Genomic DNA, 16,959 nt, shown 5'->3' with positions numbered 1-16,959 from the left:
TCGGTCGCGGCGCGCGCGTCGACGGCGCTGCTGTCGGGTGCGTCGGCGACGCGGTCGAGCGTCGCGGGATCGGCGACCGCGTAGCGGCGGCCGTCGGCGGCGTCGCGCCACGCGCCGTCGATCAGGTTCGCGGAACGAATGAGTTCGGGGCGGGACAGGCTAAGCGGCATCACGGGTCCTTCGATTGGGTCGGGTTGTCGGGCGGCGGGCGCGCACCGACTGAAAGCGGCAGCCGTACCCGCCGCGTCGGATTGCGCGGCCACGCGATGCGCGAGTCGCGCGGCGCCCGTCAGTGCCGTTCGCCGAACAGCGACTCGAGCGGGTAGTGCCGCTTGACGAACGGAGACTTGATGATCACGTAGCTGAAATATTTCTCGATGCCGATGTTCTGCTCGAGCAGCCCTTCGACGATCGTCTGGTAGTGGCTCACGCTGCGCGTGACGAACTTCAGCAGGTAGTCGTAGCCGCCGCTCGCGAGGTGGCATTCGACGATCTCGTCGACGTTGCGGATCGCCGCGACGAAGCGGTCGAAGTCCTCGCGCCGGTGGTCGGCGAGCGTGACCTCGGTGAAGACCACCTGCACGTCGCCGAGCTTCTCGAGCTGGATGTGCGCGCCATAACCGGCGATGTAACCCGCTTTCTCGAGCCGCTTCACGCGGATCAGGCACGGACTCGGCGACAGCCCGACCGCATCGGCCAGTTCGACGTTGGTCATGCGGCCGCGTTTCTGCAGTTGCGAGAGTATGCGCAGGTCGATCCGGTCGAGCTTGCTGTCCGTCATGGTTCGTGTGAAGGAGGCTGGGGTTAAATGTTCGGTTACTTTAGAGTCGAAACAATCGCGCCACAAGCCCGGCTTTCCCCTTGCGCGTCATGCCGGCTGCGCGTGCGCGGCGTCGAGCGCGCGCTGCACGCCGGCGTCGTCGAGCACGTCGTCGAGCGTCTTGCGCACGCGGGCGAACAGCACGTCGAAGTCGCCGGCCGTATAGCTGAGCGCCGGCGCGAAGCCGAGGATGCCGTCGCCGAACGCGCGGAACACGACACCGTTCCGGTACGCAGCCGCCGCGATCCGGTCCGGCAGGTTCAGCGCCGGATCGAAACGCGTCTTGCGTGCCTTGTCGGCAACGAGCTCGAGCGCGCCGAGCAGGCCGGCCGAACGCGCGTCGCCGACGAGCGGATGGTCGCGCAGCGCGTCGAGGCCGGCCGCGAAACGGGGCGCCATCGCCTGGCCGTTCGCGAGCAGCCCGCCTTCGTGATAGAGACGCAGCACTTCGAGGCCGACCGCGGCGCTGACCGGGTGCGCGGAATATGTGTGACCGTGTCCCACGACGGCCGTATCGGCGCGGCTGCCCGCGATGCCTTCATAGATCTCGTCGGACATCAGCACCGCGCCCATCGGCGCGTAGCCAGCGGTCAGGCCCTTGGCGACCGTCATCAGGTCGGGGTCGACGCGCTCGGTTTCGCACGCGAACAGCGGGCCCGTGCGGCCGAAGCCGGTGATCACCTCGTCGGCGACGAACAGGATGCCGAGGCGACGGCACGCGTCGCGCATCGCCTTCAGCCAGCCGGCCGGCGGGACGACCACGCCGCCAGAGCCTTGCACGGGTTCGCAGAAGAACGCGGCGACGTTGTCGGCACCGAGCTCGGCGACCTTCGCGTCGAGCGCAGCGACAGATGCGGCGATCAGCGCCTGCGGATCGTGTCCCTGCGGATGGCGGTACGGGTACGGCGACGGGATGTGATGCTGGTCCGCGCGCGGCATGTCGAAATGGCGATGGAACGCCGGCAGCGCGGTGAGGCCGGAGCCGATCGACGACGAGCCGTGATAGCCGCGTTCGAGCGCGATCATGTGCTTCTTCGACGGCCGTCCGGTCGCGTTGAAGTAATGCGTGATGAAGCGCACTGCGGAATCGACCGCGTCGGAGCCGCCGAGCGTGAAGTAGACGCGTTTGAGCGACGCGGGGGCGAGCGCGGCGAGGCGCTCGGCGAGCTCGATCGCAGGCTGCGAGCCGAAATGGAAATAGCCGGTCGCGTAGGGCAGTTTCGCCATCTGATCGGCGGCGGCCTTGACGATGCTGTCATGGCCGTAGCCGACGTTCACGCACCACAGTCCGGAGAACGCATCGAGCAGCGTGTTGCCGTCCGCGTCGCGCAGGAACACGCCGTCGGCGGATTCGAGCACGGTGACGCCGCGCGCCTCGTGCGCACGGTAATTGACGACGGGGTGGATCAGGTGTTGACGATCGGCTTCGATCAGCGCGGATTGGGTCATGGCAGGGCGGGACTCTCGTCAGGTGTCAGCGGTGTGTTCATCCTAGCGAGCGAGAAATGCACACGCGTCGTCAAATGGCAGCCCGAAACACATGGATGCGGCGTTTGTGCGGGGGACTTCGGCATTTTCTGCTGCGCCCCTTTTGCGCCGCCGCGCGGCGGCGCGCGATCGCGGGTGCAATCGGGGTCAGTAATCGGGGGTCAGTATCCGGAGGTCAGTAACCGCGTGCGCGATCGACGACGCCGATCATCGGCTCGCCCGCGCGATGGCGGGCGAGATTCGCGAGCACCGCGTCGACCGCGGTGTCGGGCCGGGTCGCGCTCGCGATGTGCGGCGTGATCCGGATGCGCGGATGATCCCAGAACGGATGGCCGGCCGGCAGCGGTTCGGGATCGGTGACGTCGAGGATCGCGCTGTCGAGCCGGCCGCTGTCGAGCGCCGCGAGCAACGCAAGCGTGTCGAGCTGCGGGCCGCGCCCGACCTGCACGAGCGACGCGCCGGCCGGCAGCGCGTCGAACACCCGCGAGCCGAGCAGCCCGCGTGTTTCGGCCGTCAGCGGCAGCAGGCAGATCAGGATGTCGGTGCGCGCGAGGAACGGGCCGAGCCCGGCGTCGCCCGCGTAGCAGTCGACGCCGTCGAGCGTGCGCGGTGTGCGGCTCCAGCCTGCGCACGGAAAGCCGAAGCGCCGCAGCGTGTCGAGCACGGCCTGGCCGAGCAGGCCGAGCCCGAGCACGCCGACGCGGCGCGACGCGGCCGCGCGCACCGGCTTCTCGCGCCACACGTGCGCACGCTGCTGTGCCGCATAGTCGAACAGGTCGCGATGGATCGTCAGCACCGCCTGCGTCGCGTACTCGACCATCCCCTCGACGATGCCGGGCTCGATCATCCGCACGACCGGGACGTGCGCGGGTACGCGCGACAGATCGAACTGGTCGATGCCGGCGCCGACCGAGAATACGATCTCGAGGTTCGGCAGCAGCGCGGCCGGATCGTCCGGCGGTTGCCACGCGGCGAGATAGCGGACCGCGGCCGGGTCCCCGAGGTCGGGCCACTGCCGGAAATCGATGTCAGGCGCCTTCTCCGCGAAGCGGCGGGCCCACTGCTCGCCGCGTACGGGATCGGCCTTGTAGACGAAGCTCATCGCGCGCCCGGTCAGCCGAGCGCCTGGTTGACGATGGCGAACGGCCGCACCGCCGGGTCGCGCTCGGGCGCGTTGCCGCGCACCATCGCGACAACCGTGTCGACGCGCGGCAGCCCGAGGCCCAGCAGCCAGTCGGACAGCCCGCTGTCGCCGGGCACGTCGAGGCGGACGAACATGCCCTCGTGCAACGCGAGCCAGTGGCTGATCAGCGCCTGCGCGCGCAGCACGTCCGGCGCGACGACCGGGCCGATCACGTGGCCGCGCCCGAAACGGCGGAACAGCGCGAAGCCGAGCAGCTCGCCGTCGCGGTCGAGCGCGATCCCGTTCGCGACGTCGAGCAGCGCGTCGATCACCAGGCTGCGCGCGTAGCCGCTCGCGCGCGACGCGAGCGCGGCGAGCCGCGGGCCGTCGTTCGCGCCGATCGGCCGCAGCCGCTCGCCGGGCGGCAGCGAGATCAGCGGCGGCTGGAACGCGGCGCCCTGATGCTGATCGATCGTGCCGATCGGCTTGAAGCCGAACTTCGTGTACAGCGGTTCTCCGGCGGGCGTTGCATGCAGGAAAGTCGTGCGCGCGCCGAGGTCCTCGACGATCCGCGCAAGCAGCTCGCGGCCGATGCCCTGGCCCTGCCGCTCGGGCGACACGATCACCATGCCGAGCGATGCGTGCGATTCGCCGAAGCGCCAGCCGAGCGCGGTGCCGACGACGCCGCTGTCGTCCTCGGCAACGAAGCCGTTGCCGAGATGCATGGCGAAGCGCCAGTCCTCGATGCGATGCGGCCAGTTGAACGCGGTCGACAACCGGTGTGCGGCGGCGAGGTCGTCTTCGGCAAACGGGCGATAGGTGAGCGTGCGGGAAGTGTTGGTGTCGGCCACGCCGGCCTCCGGATCAGTGGGAAATGACGCGTCCACTCTGCCAGCGGCGGCGCGGCTCGGATAGGACGATTCGCCTGTTTTCCGGCCGCCGCAGATCCTGCCGTGCAGCCCGGTCAACACGCGGCGATTGTGCGTTTTGACCGGCTCCGAACGATGTGCGCCGGGCTTTTTGCCCTGATTCAATCTCATTCAATCCAGCCCCGTCCCCGGCGCCTTCCGGGGTCTCACACCGACAGGACGTCTCCATGATCCACTTTGAACCGAAGTACATCACGTTCGACTGCTACGGCACGCTGACCCGCTTCCGCATGAGCGAGATGGCGCGCGAGATCTACGCGGACCGGTTGTCGCCGGTCGACCTGGAAGAGTTCGTGCGCGTGTTCGCCGCGATTCGCCGCGACGAAGTGCTCGGCGCGTGGAAGCCGTATCGCGACGTCGTCGTGAACTCGATCCGGCGCACCTGCGAAAAGCTCGGCGTGACGTTCGACGAGGCCGAAGCGGAACGGTTCTACCTGGCCGTGCCGACCTGGGGCCCGCATCCGGACGTGCCGGCCGGCCTGTCGCGGCTCGCGAAAAAGTACAAGCTCGTGATCCTGTCGAACGCGTCGGACGATCAGATCATGAGCAACGTCGACAAGCTCGGCGCGCCGTTCCACGCGGTGTTCACCGCGCAGCAGGCGCAGTCGTACAAGCCGCGCATGCAGGGCTTCGAATACATGTTCCGGCAGCTCGGATGCGCGCCGCAGGACGTGCTGCACGTGTCGTCGAGCCTGCGCTATGACCTGATGACGGCAGAGGATCTCGGGATCACGCACAAGGCGTTCGTGAACCGCGGCCACGAGCCGGGCACGCCGTTCTACAACTACTACGAAGTGTCCGACATCGGCCACCTCGCGACGCTGCTCGGCCTGTAGCCTGTAGCCTGTAAGCCGCCGGCCGTCGTACGCGCGGGCATTACGGCGCGCGGCGACAGGGCGCCAGTCGCATTGCGGCGGGCGCGAACGACGGCACGCGCACCGATCCCCGCCTGCGAACCACGCCGGACGGGGATCTTCGTGTTCCGGTTCGCGTCGCCCGCTCGGGTGTCCGGGCGCAACTGGCCGCATCGCAAGGACGCGGCTCACTGCAGCGCGGCGTCAGAAAATCACGTAGATCTTGCGCATCGTCTCGCGCACCTGCCACAGGCCTTCGGTGTTCGCCGCGAAAAACAGCGTGTCGCCTGCGTGGAATTCGATCGTCGCTTCGCCGTCCGGCGTGAACGATCCGGCGCCCGCGATGAAATGCATCACTTCCGCCTCTTTCACGACACGCCGGTAGGTGCCGGGCGTGCACTCGAACACGCCGGTATCGATCGCCTCGCTGCCGGGGATCACGACCTGGCGGCCCGACACTCGCGCGGGCTCGGTGCCGGACAGTCCGGCGGTGCCCCAGTCCTCGGGCAGGTCCGTTGCGACGGAGCGGGCAATCTTCTGAACTTTCATGCGTGGATTTCCTGATGACGGTGGAAGGGCGCGGCCGGCCGAGCGCAATCGGCGCCCGGCGAACGGGTCCGTGCTGCGCCGGCGGGCGGCAGCGGCGCCCACTGTTGCACGCGCGCCGGCCTGCTGACTAGGACGTTTCTGTCGTTCCGGCGCTCACCGCGCTGCGCGCGGGCAATCGACGCACAACGTGCGGTTTGCGCGCCGCGAACGCGGCGCGCGTGCTGAAACGGCAATTTTGTCGGTGCAATCTGCCGCGCCGGTCGCTTTACGATTTTCCGGACGATGCGCGACCGACCCGATCGGTGGTTTCGGCGGCTGCGCAGCAAATCATGCTGCGCAGCCGGCTCAAAACGGTCGAATCGCATCGTCGAGGCCGCCCGAATCGCGATAACGCGCATTTTGGCGATGCTTAAATGGTTTCGAAGCGCGCATTGCCGCATTCGCTACCAGCGGGTGGAAGCGGCCGGGACCGTCGAAAAAAAGCTGCTGGATCAACCTTCCCACAGTCAGGAGTAGTTCGGATGAGCGACGATATCCACAAGGGCGGCATCACGCGCCGCGACATGATGCGGATCATGGCGGCGGGCGGCATGATGGCCGCCGGCGCCGGCGGACTGCTGGCGGGCGCGCAGGCTGCGTTCGCCGCACCCGCGCCGAAGCGCGGCGGCAAGATCCGGGTTGCATACGAAACCAGCTCGACGGCCGATACGCTCGACCCGGCCAAGGGCTCGACGGGCGCCGACTACATCCGCTTCTTCATGTTCTACAGCGGCCTCACGCAGCTCGACGAGAGCCTGACGCCGCGCATGAACCTCGCGGAGTCGCTGCAGACGACCGATGCGAAGACCTGGGTCATCAAGCTGCGCAAGGGCGTGACCTTCCACGACGGCAAGGCGGTCGCGCCGCAGGATGTGGTGTTCTCGCTGCTGCGTCACAAGAACGCGGCCACCGCGTCGAAGGTGAAGACGATCGCCGACCAGTTCGCGGACGCGAAGGTGACTGGCCCGAACGAAGTCACGCTGACGCTCGACAGCGCGAACGCGGACCTGCCGGTGATCCTCGCGACGCCGCAGCTCGTGATCGTCAAGGACAGCACGACCGATTTCACGACCGGCATCGGCAGTGGCCCGTACAAGCTGAAGACGTTCAAGCCGGGCGTGTCGACGGTCGGCGTGCGCAACGACAGCTACTTCAAACCGGGCATGCCGTACCTCGACGAGATCGAGCTGATCGGCATCAACGACAGCGCCGCGCGCCTGAACGCGCTGCTGTCCGGCGACGTGCACCTGATCAACTCGGTCGACCCGCGCGCGACGCAGCGCGTCGCGTCGACGCCCGGCTACGCGATCAAGGAAACCAGGTCGGGCCTCTATACCGACCTGATCATGCGCCGCGACAACCCGATGACCGCGAACGCGGATTTCGTGCAGGGGATGAAGTACCTCTTCGACCGCGAACAGATCCGCTCGGCGGTATTCCGCGGCTACGCGGTGATCGGCAACGACCAGCCGATTCCGCCGGGGCATCGCTACTTCAACGCGTCGTTGCCGCAGCGCCCGCACGATCCGGACAAGGCGAAGTTCTTCTTCCAGAAGGCTGGCGCGATCGGCACCGCGCTGCCGCCGATCTATGCGACGCCGGACGCGAACGGCTCGGTCGAGATGGCGGTGCTGCTGCAGCAGTCGGCGCAGAAGATCGGCGTGAACCTGCAGGTGAACCGCGTGTCCGCCGACGGCTACTGGTCGAACCACTGGATGAAGCACCCGCTCGGGTTCGGCAACATCAACCCGCGCTCGAGCGCCGACGTGCTGTTCACGCAGTTCTTCAAGTCGGACGCACCGTGGAACGAGTCGGGCTGGAAGAGCCCGAAGTTCGACCAGCTGCTGCTGGCCGCGCGCTCGGAAACGGACGACGCGAAGCGCAAGCAGATGTACGGCGACATGCAGGTGCTCGTGGCCGAGCAGGGCGGGATCGGCATCCCGTCGTTCATCAGCCTGATCGACGCGTACGACAAGCGGCTCGCGGGCCTCGGCTCGATCCCGACCGGCGGGATGATGGGCTTTTCGTTCGCTGAGTACGTGTGGTGGAACGCCTGACGCCACACCACGCCTGACCGCGCGGACCGAGGCGCACCTTCGGTCCGCGCGGGCGCCATGTCCCGGAGTGCCGCACCATGAATCAAACCCTGCTCGGGCTGATCGGCCGCCGCATCGCGATCACCGCGCTCACGCTGCTGATCGTGTCGGTGATCATCTTCACGATCACGAACCTGCTGCCCGGCGATGCCGCGCAGGCCGCGCTCGGCCAGTCGGCGACGCCTGAGACGGTCGCCGCGCTGCGCCTGCAGTTCGGTCTCGACATGCCGGCCCACATGCGCTACGTGCACTGGCTCGCCGGCCTGCTGCACGGCGATTTCGGCCGCTCGCTGTCGAGCGACATGCCGGTGTCGGAGATGATCGGCGGACGCCTGCCGAAGTCGCTGACGCTCGCCGCGATCACGACCTGCGTATCGGTGCCGATCGCGCTGCTGCTCGGGATTCTCGCTGCGGTCAAGCGCGAGTCGGTGATCGACCGCATCGTCAGCCTCGGCACGCTGTCGCTCGTCGCGACGCCGGAATTCCTGATCGCGACGGTCGCCGTGCTCGTGCTCGCGGTGAAGCTGCACTGGCTGTCCGCGCTGTCGTACAGCGGCCCGATCGAGACCGTCAACCAGTTCCTGCGGGCCTACGCGATGCCGGTGCTGACGCTGTGCGCGGTCGTGATCGCGCAGATGGCGCGGATGACGCGTGCCGCCGTAATCGAGCAGCTCAGCTCGTCCTATGTGGAAATGGCGGTGCTCAAGGGTGCGAGCCCGGCGCGCGTCGTGCTGCGCCATGCGCTGCCGAACGCGATCGGGCCGATCGCCAACGCGATCGCGCTGAGCCTGTCGTATCTGCTCGGCGGCGTGATCGTCGTCGAGACGATCTTCAACTATCCCGGTCTCGCGAGCCTGATGGTCGACGCCGTCAGCAACCGCGATTTCCCGCTGGTCCAGGCCTGCACGCTGCTGTTCTGCCTCGGCTACCTCGTGCTCGTGCTGCTCGCCGACCTGTGCTCGATCGTGTCGAACCCGAAGCTGCGGACCTGACCGCTCCCATTTCCCTTGCCCGAGACGCGGACCATGCATCCAACCGATCCCGTTCAACGCAGCAGCGCGCTGCCGCCGCCTGGCGATCCGCTCCCATCCTGGGGGGGCGGCGCGGTGCCGCCTGCCGCGCCGTCCCCCGACACGCCGCCGCGCAAGCGCCGCGCCGTCCGCCTGAGCCTGACGACGGGAGGCTGGGTCGGCCTGTCGATGGTGTGCCTGATGCTGTTCGTCGCGCTGCTCGCGCCGTGGCTCGCGCCGCACCAGGTCGGCGCGATCGTTTCGCCGGACGTGTTCGCGCCGTTCAGCGCGAAGCTGCCGTTCGGCTCCGACTTCCTCGGCCGCGACATGCTGAGCCGGATCATCTTCGGCACGCGCCTGACCGTGCTGCTCGCGCTCGCGGCGGCGCTGCTCGCCGCGGTGACGGGTACGACGCTCGGCCTGCTTGCGACGGTTGCCGGCCGTGCGATCGACGAGACGATGAGCCGGCTGCTCGATGCGCTCACGTCGATCCCGTCGAAGATGTTCGCGCTGATGATCGTCGCCGCGTTCGGCTCGTCGCTGCCGCTCTTGATCCTGACCGCAGCGATCAGCTACATGCCGGGCTCGTACCGGATCGCCCGCGCGCTTGCGGTGAACATCAGCACGCTCGAATACGTGCAGGTCGCGCGGGCGCGAGGCGAGAGCGCGCTGTACATCGCATGCGTCGAGATGCTGCCGAACATGATCCATCCGATGCTCGCCGACACGGGGCTGCGCTTCACGTTCGTCGTGTTGCTGCTGAGCGGCCTGAGCTTTCTCGGGCTCGGCGTGCAGCCGCCATACGCGGATCTCGGTTCGCTCGTGCGCGAGAACATCGCGAGCCTCGGCGACGGTTCCGCCGTCGCGATCATGCCCGCCGTCGCGATCGCGATCCTGACCGTGGGCGTCAACCTGTTGATCGACGGCCTGCCGCATCGCGGCCGCCGCAAAGGCGCGGCCGGCACCGCGGGAGGACACTGATGGCACACGATTCGAACCCGCTTGTCGAGGTGCGCGGGCTGCGCGTTGTCGGCGGCCGCCCGGGCGAGGCGGATACCACGATCGTCCACGGCGTCGATTTCGAGATCCGGCGCGGCGAGGTACTCGCACTGATCGGCGAATCAGGCTCCGGCAAGACGACGATCGCGCTGTCGCTGATGGGCCACGCGCGCGCCGGCTGCCGGATCGCCGGCGGCACGGTGAAGCTCGGCGGCGTCGACGTGCGCGGGCTGTCCGCGGCCGCGCTGACCGCGCTGCGCGGCCGCAAGGTCGCGTATATCGCGCAGAGCGCCGCCGCGGCGTTCAATCCGTCGCGCACGATCCTCGACCAGGTGATCGAGAGCGCGCTGATCCACAAGACGCTGTCGAAGCGCGACGCGCAGGCGAAGGCCGTCGAGCTGTTCCGCGCACTCGCACTGCCCGAGCCGGAAACGATCGGCAAGCGCTATCCGCACCAGGTGTCGGGCGGCCAGCTTCAGCGGCTGATGGCCGCGATGGCACTGATCACCGATCCGGAGCTGGTGATCCTCGACGAACCGACGACGGCGCTCGACGTGACGACGCAGATCGACGTGCTGCAGGCATTCAGGAGCGTGATCCGGCGCTGCGGGATGAGCGCGGTGTACGTATCGCACGATCTTGCGGTCGTCGCGCAGATGGCCGACCGGATCGTCGTGCTGAGCGACGGCGTGATCCGCGAGGTCGGCGACACCGAGCAAATCCTGCACGCGCCGGCCCACCCGTACACGCAGAGCCTAATCGCGGCGGTGACGCCGAACGACGCCACCCGCGACGCGAAGCCGGCGCCGGCCGCCGACACGCCGCTGCTCGAAGTACGGCGCGCGATTGCCGGTTACGGCGGCCGCGCCGCGAACGGCTGGCCGTCGAAGGTGATCCTGCACGAAGTGGACCTGCACATCGGGCGCGGCCAGACCGTCGGCGTGATCGGCGAATCGGGCTCCGGCAAGACGACGCTCGCGAAGGTGATCGCGGGCCTCGTGCCGGCGACGGGCGGGCAAATCCTGCTCGACGGCGAGCCGCTCGCGCTCGACATTGGCAAGCGCAGCAAGGAGCAGCACCGGCGCGTGCAGATCGTGTTCCAGAACGCCGACACGGCGCTCAACCCGGTGCACACGGTCGAGCGCACGCTCGCGCGGCCGCTGAAGTTCTATCACGGGATGAAGGGCGAGCGCGCGCGGCGGCGGGTGGCCGAGCTGCTCGATCTCGTGCGGCTGCCGCAGGCGGTCGCGGGGCGGCGCACCGGCGAGCTGTCGGGCGGCCAGAAGCAGCGCGTGAACCTCGCGCGCGCGCTCGCGGCCGAGCCGGACCTGATCCTGTGCGACGAAGTGACGTCGGCGCTCGACACGGTCGTCGGCGCGGCGATCATGGACCTGCTGCGCGACCTGCAGGCGAAGCTCGGCGTGTCGTACGTGTTCATCACGCACGACATCGCGAAGGTACGCGCAATCAGCGACGACATCGTCGTGCTGTACGCGGGCCGCCGGGTCGAGACGGGCAGCCGCGACGCGCTGTGCGCGCCACCGTATCACCCTTACTCGCACCTGCTGGTGTCGTCGGCGCCGGAATTGCGCGCGGGCTGGCTCGACGACGCGAGCGAGCGCTGCCACCGCCCGCTCGTGCCGATCGGCGCGCGCGCGGACAACCCGGAGCTGTGCGCGTTCCTGTCACGCTGCTCGATGCGCGTGGACGGCGTGTGCAACCAGGTCGCGCCGTCGCTGCGTCGGCTCGACAACGGCGCGCAGGTGCTGTGCCACCGCAGCGAGGACGACCTGAAGCAGTTCCAGGCGCAGCCGGCCGACGCGCTCGTGCCGCAGGCGATGCGCCCGTAGCGGAATACGCGAACCAAGCGCGAACCCAGCGCGAACCCAGCGCGTGCCGACGCGGTACGCGGTCCGGCCCGGCACGGCCGGATCGCCCGGTACGTCCGTTGTATCACTCGAATTGTCGGGAAGAAAACCAGTGGGCATCAGAATCGGAGTGGACATCGGCGGCTCGTTCGCCGACTTCGCAGTCCTCAATGACGAGACGGGCGAACTGAAGACGCTCAAGGTGTTCTCGCGCCCGGACAGCCCGGGCAGCGAGGTGCTGCGCGGCATGGACCAGCTTCGCGAGCGTTACGGGATCGAGCCGCGCGACGTCGCGTATTTCACGCACGGCACGACGGTCGGCGTGAACGCGGTCGTGCAGCGCAAGGGATTGCGGCTCGGGCTCATCACGACGCGCCACTTCGAGGACGTGCTCGACCTCGCCCGGCTCAAGGGGCCGGACATGTACAACCTGCTGTCGAAGCGGCCGGCGCCGCTCGTGCCGCGCGAACGCGTGTTCGGCGTCGTCGAGCGGCTCGCGGCCGACGGCAGCGTCGACACGCCGGTCGACGAGGCAAGCGTGCTCGACGCGATCGCGCGGCTGAAGCGCACCGGTTGCGAGGGCGTCGTGGTGTCGCTGCTGCACGCGTACCGGAACCCGGCGCACGAGCGGCAGGTGCAGGCGATCATCGCGCGTGAGATGCCGGGCTTCTTCGTGTCGTGCGCGAGCGACGTGTGGCCGATCATCCGAGAGTACGAGCGCACGTCCACGGCCGTGATCGGCGGCTACGTACAGCCGAAGGTGTCGCACTACCTCGGCGCGCTGCAGCGCGCGTTGAAGGAAACCGGCGTCGGCTGCGACATGAAGGTCACGAAATCGAACGGCGGCGTGATGAGCGCGGAGGCCGGCAAGACGCAGTGCGTGCAGATGATCCTGTCCGGTACCGCGTCTGGCGTGATCGGCGCCGCGCACGTCGCCCGCCAGAGCGGGCTGCCGCGCTGCATGAGCCTCGACATCGGCGGCACGACGGCGGACGTCGCGCTGATCGTCGACGGCGAGCCGCAATATGCGAGCGGCGAATACATCGGCGATTTCCAGATCCACATCCCGTCGGTGTCCGTGTCGTCGATCGGCGACGGCGGCGGCTCGATCGCGTGGGTCGACGATTTCGGCGTGCTCAAGGTCGGGCCGGACAGCGCCGGCTCGAATCCCGGCCCGGTCTGCTACGGGCGCGGCGGCACGCGCGCGACGATCACCGACGCGTTCGTCGTGCTCGGCGTGATCGGCAACGCGAACCTCGGCTACGACGCGGTGAAGGTCGACGCCGATGCCGCGCGCCGCGCGGTCGGCGTGCTCGCCGTGCGGCTCGGCACCAGCGTGCACGCTGCGGCCGAGGCGATCGTCGACGTTGCCGTGTCCGGCATGTACGCGGGCGTGAGCCGCATCGTGTCGCGCTTCGGGATCGACCCGCGTGCGTTCGCGCTGCTGCCGTTCGGCGGCGCGGGCCCGATGCTCGCGTGCCATTTCGCGGACGCGATCGGCATCGACGAGATCGTCGTGCCGCCCGCGCCGGGCGTGCTGAGCGCGCTCGGCGGGCTGATCGCCGACACGCGCAACGACTTCGTGAAGACGACTTATTACGACCTCGATGCGGCGACGCTTGCGCTGCTCGGTGACGATGCGCAAGCGCTCACGCGCTCGGCATACGAATGGATCGTCGCGCAGACCGGGGACGATCATGCCGCGCGCATCGCCGTATCGGCGGACATGCGCTACAAGGGGCAGTCGTTCGAGATCGACACGCCGCTCGAGCTCGCATGGCTGCACGGCAGCGACCCCGAACCGCTGAAGGAAGCGTTCCATCGCGAGCACGAGCGGCTGTACGGTCATCGCGACGCCACCGCGCGCGTGCAGGTCGTCGCTCTCAGGCTCGTGATCGCGGCGGCGACGCCGAAGCCCGCGCCGCAGGCGATCGATGCCAGCGACGCGCCGCCGGTGCCGGCCGGCACGATCCGCGTGTTCATGCACGGCGCGTTCCACGACGCGGCGCTTCATTACCGCCGCGACCTGAAAGCCGGCCAGCGCTTCGGCGGCCCGGCCGTGATCGCGCAGGACGATTGCACGACGACCGTGCTGCCTGGCTATCGCGGCCGCGTCGACGCGTGCGGCAACCTGATCCTCACCCGGGCGGACTGAATCGACATGGAGCATGCAATGCACTTCGACAAGGCGGTCCTGCAGATCTTCGCGAATTACTGCGTGGCAGCGGCCGAGAGCATGGCCTATACGCTCGTGCGGACCGCGCACTCGACCTTCGTGAAGGAGACCGAGGATTTCTCGTGCGCGATCATGACGCCGGACGGGCTCACGTTCGCGTCGCCGAAGACGCTCGGCGCGACCTGGTACGTCGGCCTCGACTACAGCGCCGTGATCGGCATGATCGATCGCTACGAGCCCGGCGACATCTGCATGACGAACGACGCGTACAGCGGCTTCGTCGCGACGCACACGCCCGACATCGTGATCTGGAAGCCGGTGTTCCATGGCGGCGAGATCGTCTGCTTCGTCGGCGGCCATATTCACAACACCGACATGGGCGGCGCGGTGCCCGCGTCGCTGTCGCGCACGCTCACCGAGATCGAGCAGGAAGGGATCCGCTTCCCGCCGTGCAAGATCGTCCGCGCGGGCGTCGTCGACGACGCGCTGCTGCGGATCATGGCGGCCAACGTGCGCGTGCCCGGGCAGAACGCGGGCGACCTGCTCGCGCAGTTCGCGTCGCTGCACACCGGCGAGCGGCGCGTGCTCGAGATCGTCGAGCGCTTCGGCATCGACGGCTTCAAGGCCGGGATGGCCGCGCTGCTCGACTATTCGGAGGAGCAGGCGCGCACGATCCTGCGCGGGATTCCGGAAGGCGAATACCGCTTCGCTGAATACGCGGACGAGGATTCCGTGAACGGCAAGCCGATGCGCGTCGCGCTCGCGCTGCGCATCCACGACGGCGCGGTCGAGCTCGACTACACGGGCAGCGATCCGCAGCTTCAGTCGTCGCTGAACATCCCGACGGGCGGCCGCGAGCGGCATGCGCTCGCGCTCGTCGGGCTCGTCTACGTGTTGTACACGCTCAATCCCGACATCCTGCTGAACACCGGGATGCTGCGCGTCGCGCGCTGCATCCTGCCGGAAGGCACCGTCGTCAACGCGGTGAAGCCGGCGGCGGTCGGGATGCGCAGCCTGACCTGCAAGCTGCTGCACCTGCTGACCTTCGGCGCGTTCGCGCAGGCGGTGCCGGAGCGGCTCGCCGCGTGCCCGGCGGGCGGGCTGTCGATCCTCAGCGTGAAGACGATGAACCGCGAAGGCGACACGGTGATGGCGTCGATCGGGCCGATCGGCGGCGGCGCGGGCGGCAGCGCCGCCGACGACGGCGAGGACGGCTCGGGCGCGAACAACGCGTTCCTGCGCAACACGCCGGTCGAAATCAACGAGGCCGAGGTGCCGATCCGGATCCTGCGCTACGGCGTCGCGCCCGGCTCGGGCGGCGCCGGCGAATACCGCGGCGGGCAGGGGCTCGTGATGGAGTTCAAGGTGTTCTCGCCGAACACGCTCGTCACCGCGCGCAATCGCGATCGCACGCGCTTCGCATCGTGGGGCATGCGCGGCGGGCAGCCGGGCGCGAACGCGCGCTTCGTGCGCAACCCCGACACGCAACACGCGGAACAGCTCGACAACAACGATCTCGTCGTGTGCATGCCGGGCGACGTGATCCGGCTCGTCGGGGCGGGCGCCGGCGGCTACGGCCGGCCGGTCGACCGCGATCCGTGCCGCGTGCGCGACGACGTGCTGCGCGGCTATGTGAGCGCCGATGAAGCGCGCGATGTGTACGGCGTCGCGTTCGTCGATGACGAGGTGGACAAGGTTGACGACTTGGCAACCGCGCGGCTGCGCGACGCGTTGCGCGCGCGGCAGCCGGCGCCGGCGTTCTCGTTCGGCGCATACCGCGAAGCGTTCGAGGCGAAATGGACCGACGCGCGCTATGCGGCGCTGACGCGGATTCTCGCGGGCGTGCCGGTGCAGTGGCGCTACTTCATCAAGCATCGGCTGTTCGACGCGCTCGATCGGCAGATCGACAGCGATCCGCACGCGTGCGCGGATGGCGGCGGCGCGATCGTCGAGACGTTGTTCGCCGAGCTGCGCCGCGCGTATCCGCAACTCGCGCAGCCGGTTTGACCGGCGACCGGCACGGCACCGCACCGTTTCATTTCTTGAGCAGCCAGGAAAACAGACCATGAACAGTTTCGATCCGACCGCCGTCGCAGTGCGCAGCGCGCACTACATCGGCGGCGAATATATCGATGGCGCGGCGGCGATCGACGTGCGCCGGCCGTCCGATGGCAGCGTGTACGCGGCGCTGCCGATCGCCGACGCGGCGCTCGTCGACCGCGCGGTCGAGAACGCATGGCGTGCGTTCAGGACGAGCGACTGGGCGCGCCGCGCGCCGCGCGAGCGCGCGCGCGTGATGCGGCGCTGGGCCGAGCTGATCGAAGCGGACGTCGCGACGCTCGCGCCGCTCGAGGCGGTCGGCTCGACCCGCCCGATCACCGACGCGGCGCGCTGGGACGTGCCGTTCACTGCCGAAGGCATCCGCTTCTACAGCGAGTTCGCGGACCGGATCGGCGGCGAGGTCGCGGCGACCCGCACCGACCATCTCGGGATGACGATCGCGGAACCGTATGGCGTCGTCGCGGCGATTGCGCCGTGGAATTTCCCGCTGGTGATGGCGTCGTGGAAGATCGCGCCCGCGATGGCGGCCGGCAACGCGGTCGTGCTGAAGCCGTCCGAGATGACGCCGTTCTCCGCGCTGCGGCTCGCCGAACTCGCGGTCGAGGCGGGGATTCCGCCGGGCATCTTCAACGTCGTGCAGGGCGACGGCCGCACGACCGGCGACGCACTGTGCCGGCATCCGTTGGTCGCGAAGGTGACGTTTACCGGATCGACGCAGACCGGCGCAGCGATCATGACCGCGTGCGCGCAATCCGGCACCAAGCCGGTCACGCTCGAACTGGGCGGCAAGAGCCCGCAGATCGTGTTCGCCGACGCGCCGGATCTCGACACGGTCGCGCGCCGCGTCGCCGCGGCGATCACCGGCAACGCCGGGCAGGTCTGCGTGGCCGGCTCGCGGCTGATCGTCGAGCGCGGCGTCGAGGCGCGCTTCGTCGAGCGGGTCGCGG

At 69.0% G+C, this 16,959-nt stretch carries 13 protein-coding genes and 1 pseudogene; 8 read left to right on the top strand and 6 right to left on the bottom strand.

Annotation, left to right across the window (positions count from 1 at the left end; genetic code table 11):
* From G3N94_RS42715 to G3N94_RS32920, 5 genes and pseudogenes are all read right to left on the bottom strand, one after another.
* Positions 1–170 (bottom strand): annotated as a pseudogene (locus G3N94_RS42715) (succinate-semialdehyde dehydrogenase (NADP(+))); the annotation flags it as partial.
* A 119-nt stretch (positions 171–289) separates the two neighbouring features.
* Positions 290–781, bottom strand: a complete 492-nt coding sequence (locus G3N94_RS32935) for a winged helix-turn-helix transcriptional regulator (RefSeq protein ID WP_205797806.1) — start codon at positions 779–781, stop codon at positions 290–292.
* An 87-nt stretch (positions 782–868) separates the two neighbouring features.
* Positions 869–2,269: an aspartate aminotransferase family protein gene (locus G3N94_RS32930; protein ID WP_205797805.1), complete on the bottom strand. Its 1,401-nt coding sequence runs from the start codon at positions 2,267–2,269 to the stop codon at positions 869–871.
* A gap of 214 nt (positions 2,270–2,483) precedes the next feature.
* Positions 2,484–3,410, bottom strand: coding sequence for a glyoxylate/hydroxypyruvate reductase A (locus tag G3N94_RS32925; RefSeq protein WP_205797803.1), 927 nt, complete (start codon positions 3,408–3,410; stop codon positions 2,484–2,486).
* Between the two features lie 11 nt (positions 3,411–3,421).
* Entirely contained in the window at positions 3,422–4,282 is an 861-nt protein-coding gene (locus G3N94_RS32920; protein ID WP_205797801.1) for a GNAT family N-acetyltransferase, read from the bottom strand.
* Between the two features lie 245 nt (positions 4,283–4,527).
* Here G3N94_RS32920 and G3N94_RS32915 point away from each other — a divergent pair, with 245 nt between their 5' ends.
* Positions 4,528–5,196 carry a haloacid dehalogenase type II gene (locus tag G3N94_RS32915; RefSeq protein WP_205797798.1) on the top strand — a complete coding sequence of 223 codons (669 nt, stop codon included), beginning with the start codon at positions 4,528–4,530 and terminating at the stop codon, positions 5,194–5,196.
* Positions 5,197–5,418: 222 nt separating this feature from the next.
* Here the strand turns inward: G3N94_RS32915 and G3N94_RS32910 are convergent, their stop codons facing one another.
* On the bottom strand, positions 5,419–5,763 hold the full coding sequence (locus tag G3N94_RS32910; RefSeq protein WP_205797796.1) for a cupin domain-containing protein: 345 nt from the start codon (positions 5,761–5,763) through the stop codon (positions 5,419–5,421).
* 521 nt (positions 5,764–6,284) lie between these two features.
* On the opposite strand from G3N94_RS32910, the gene G3N94_RS32905 reads away from it, so the two are divergent.
* The 7 genes from G3N94_RS32905 to G3N94_RS32875 all read left to right on the top strand — a co-directional run.
* The gene (locus G3N94_RS32905) at positions 6,285–7,859 is read left to right on the top strand and encodes an ABC transporter substrate-binding protein (protein WP_205797794.1); all 1,575 of its coding nucleotides are present in this window, start codon (positions 6,285–6,287) and stop codon (positions 7,857–7,859) included.
* Between the two features lie 77 nt (positions 7,860–7,936).
* Positions 7,937–8,890: an ABC transporter permease gene (locus tag G3N94_RS32900; protein WP_205797792.1), complete on the top strand. Its 954-nt coding sequence runs from the start codon at positions 7,937–7,939 to the stop codon at positions 8,888–8,890.
* Between the two features lie 33 nt (positions 8,891–8,923).
* Positions 8,924–9,889 (top strand): ABC transporter permease, encoded by a 966-nt coding sequence (locus G3N94_RS32895; RefSeq protein ID WP_205797790.1) that lies wholly within the window; start codon positions 8,924–8,926, stop codon positions 9,887–9,889.
* Complete coding sequence (locus G3N94_RS32890; protein WP_205797788.1) at positions 9,889–11,757, top strand: ABC transporter ATP-binding protein; 1,869 nt, start codon at positions 9,889–9,891, stop codon at positions 11,755–11,757. The genes G3N94_RS32895 and G3N94_RS32890 overlap by 1 nt, the downstream gene beginning before the upstream one ends.
* 130 nt (positions 11,758–11,887) lie before the next feature.
* Positions 11,888–13,930 (top strand): hydantoinase/oxoprolinase family protein, encoded by a 2,043-nt coding sequence (locus tag G3N94_RS32885; RefSeq protein WP_205797786.1) that lies wholly within the window; start codon positions 11,888–11,890, stop codon positions 13,928–13,930.
* 18 nt (positions 13,931–13,948) lie between these two features.
* Entirely contained in the window at positions 13,949–15,958 is a 2,010-nt protein-coding gene (locus tag G3N94_RS32880) for a hydantoinase B/oxoprolinase family protein (protein ID WP_205797784.1), read from the top strand.
* A gap of 58 nt (positions 15,959–16,016) precedes the next feature.
* Positions 16,017–16,959: aldehyde dehydrogenase family protein (locus tag G3N94_RS32875; protein ID WP_205797782.1), on the top strand; the 943-nt coding region annotated here is incomplete at its 3' end.

Source organism: Burkholderia sp. Ac-20353 (assembly GCF_017104785.1).
GTDB lineage: Bacteria > Pseudomonadota > Gammaproteobacteria > Burkholderiales > Burkholderiaceae > Burkholderia.
Note: the sequence above shows the minus strand (reverse complement) of the source record. Positions and strands in the feature narration are given on the sequence as shown.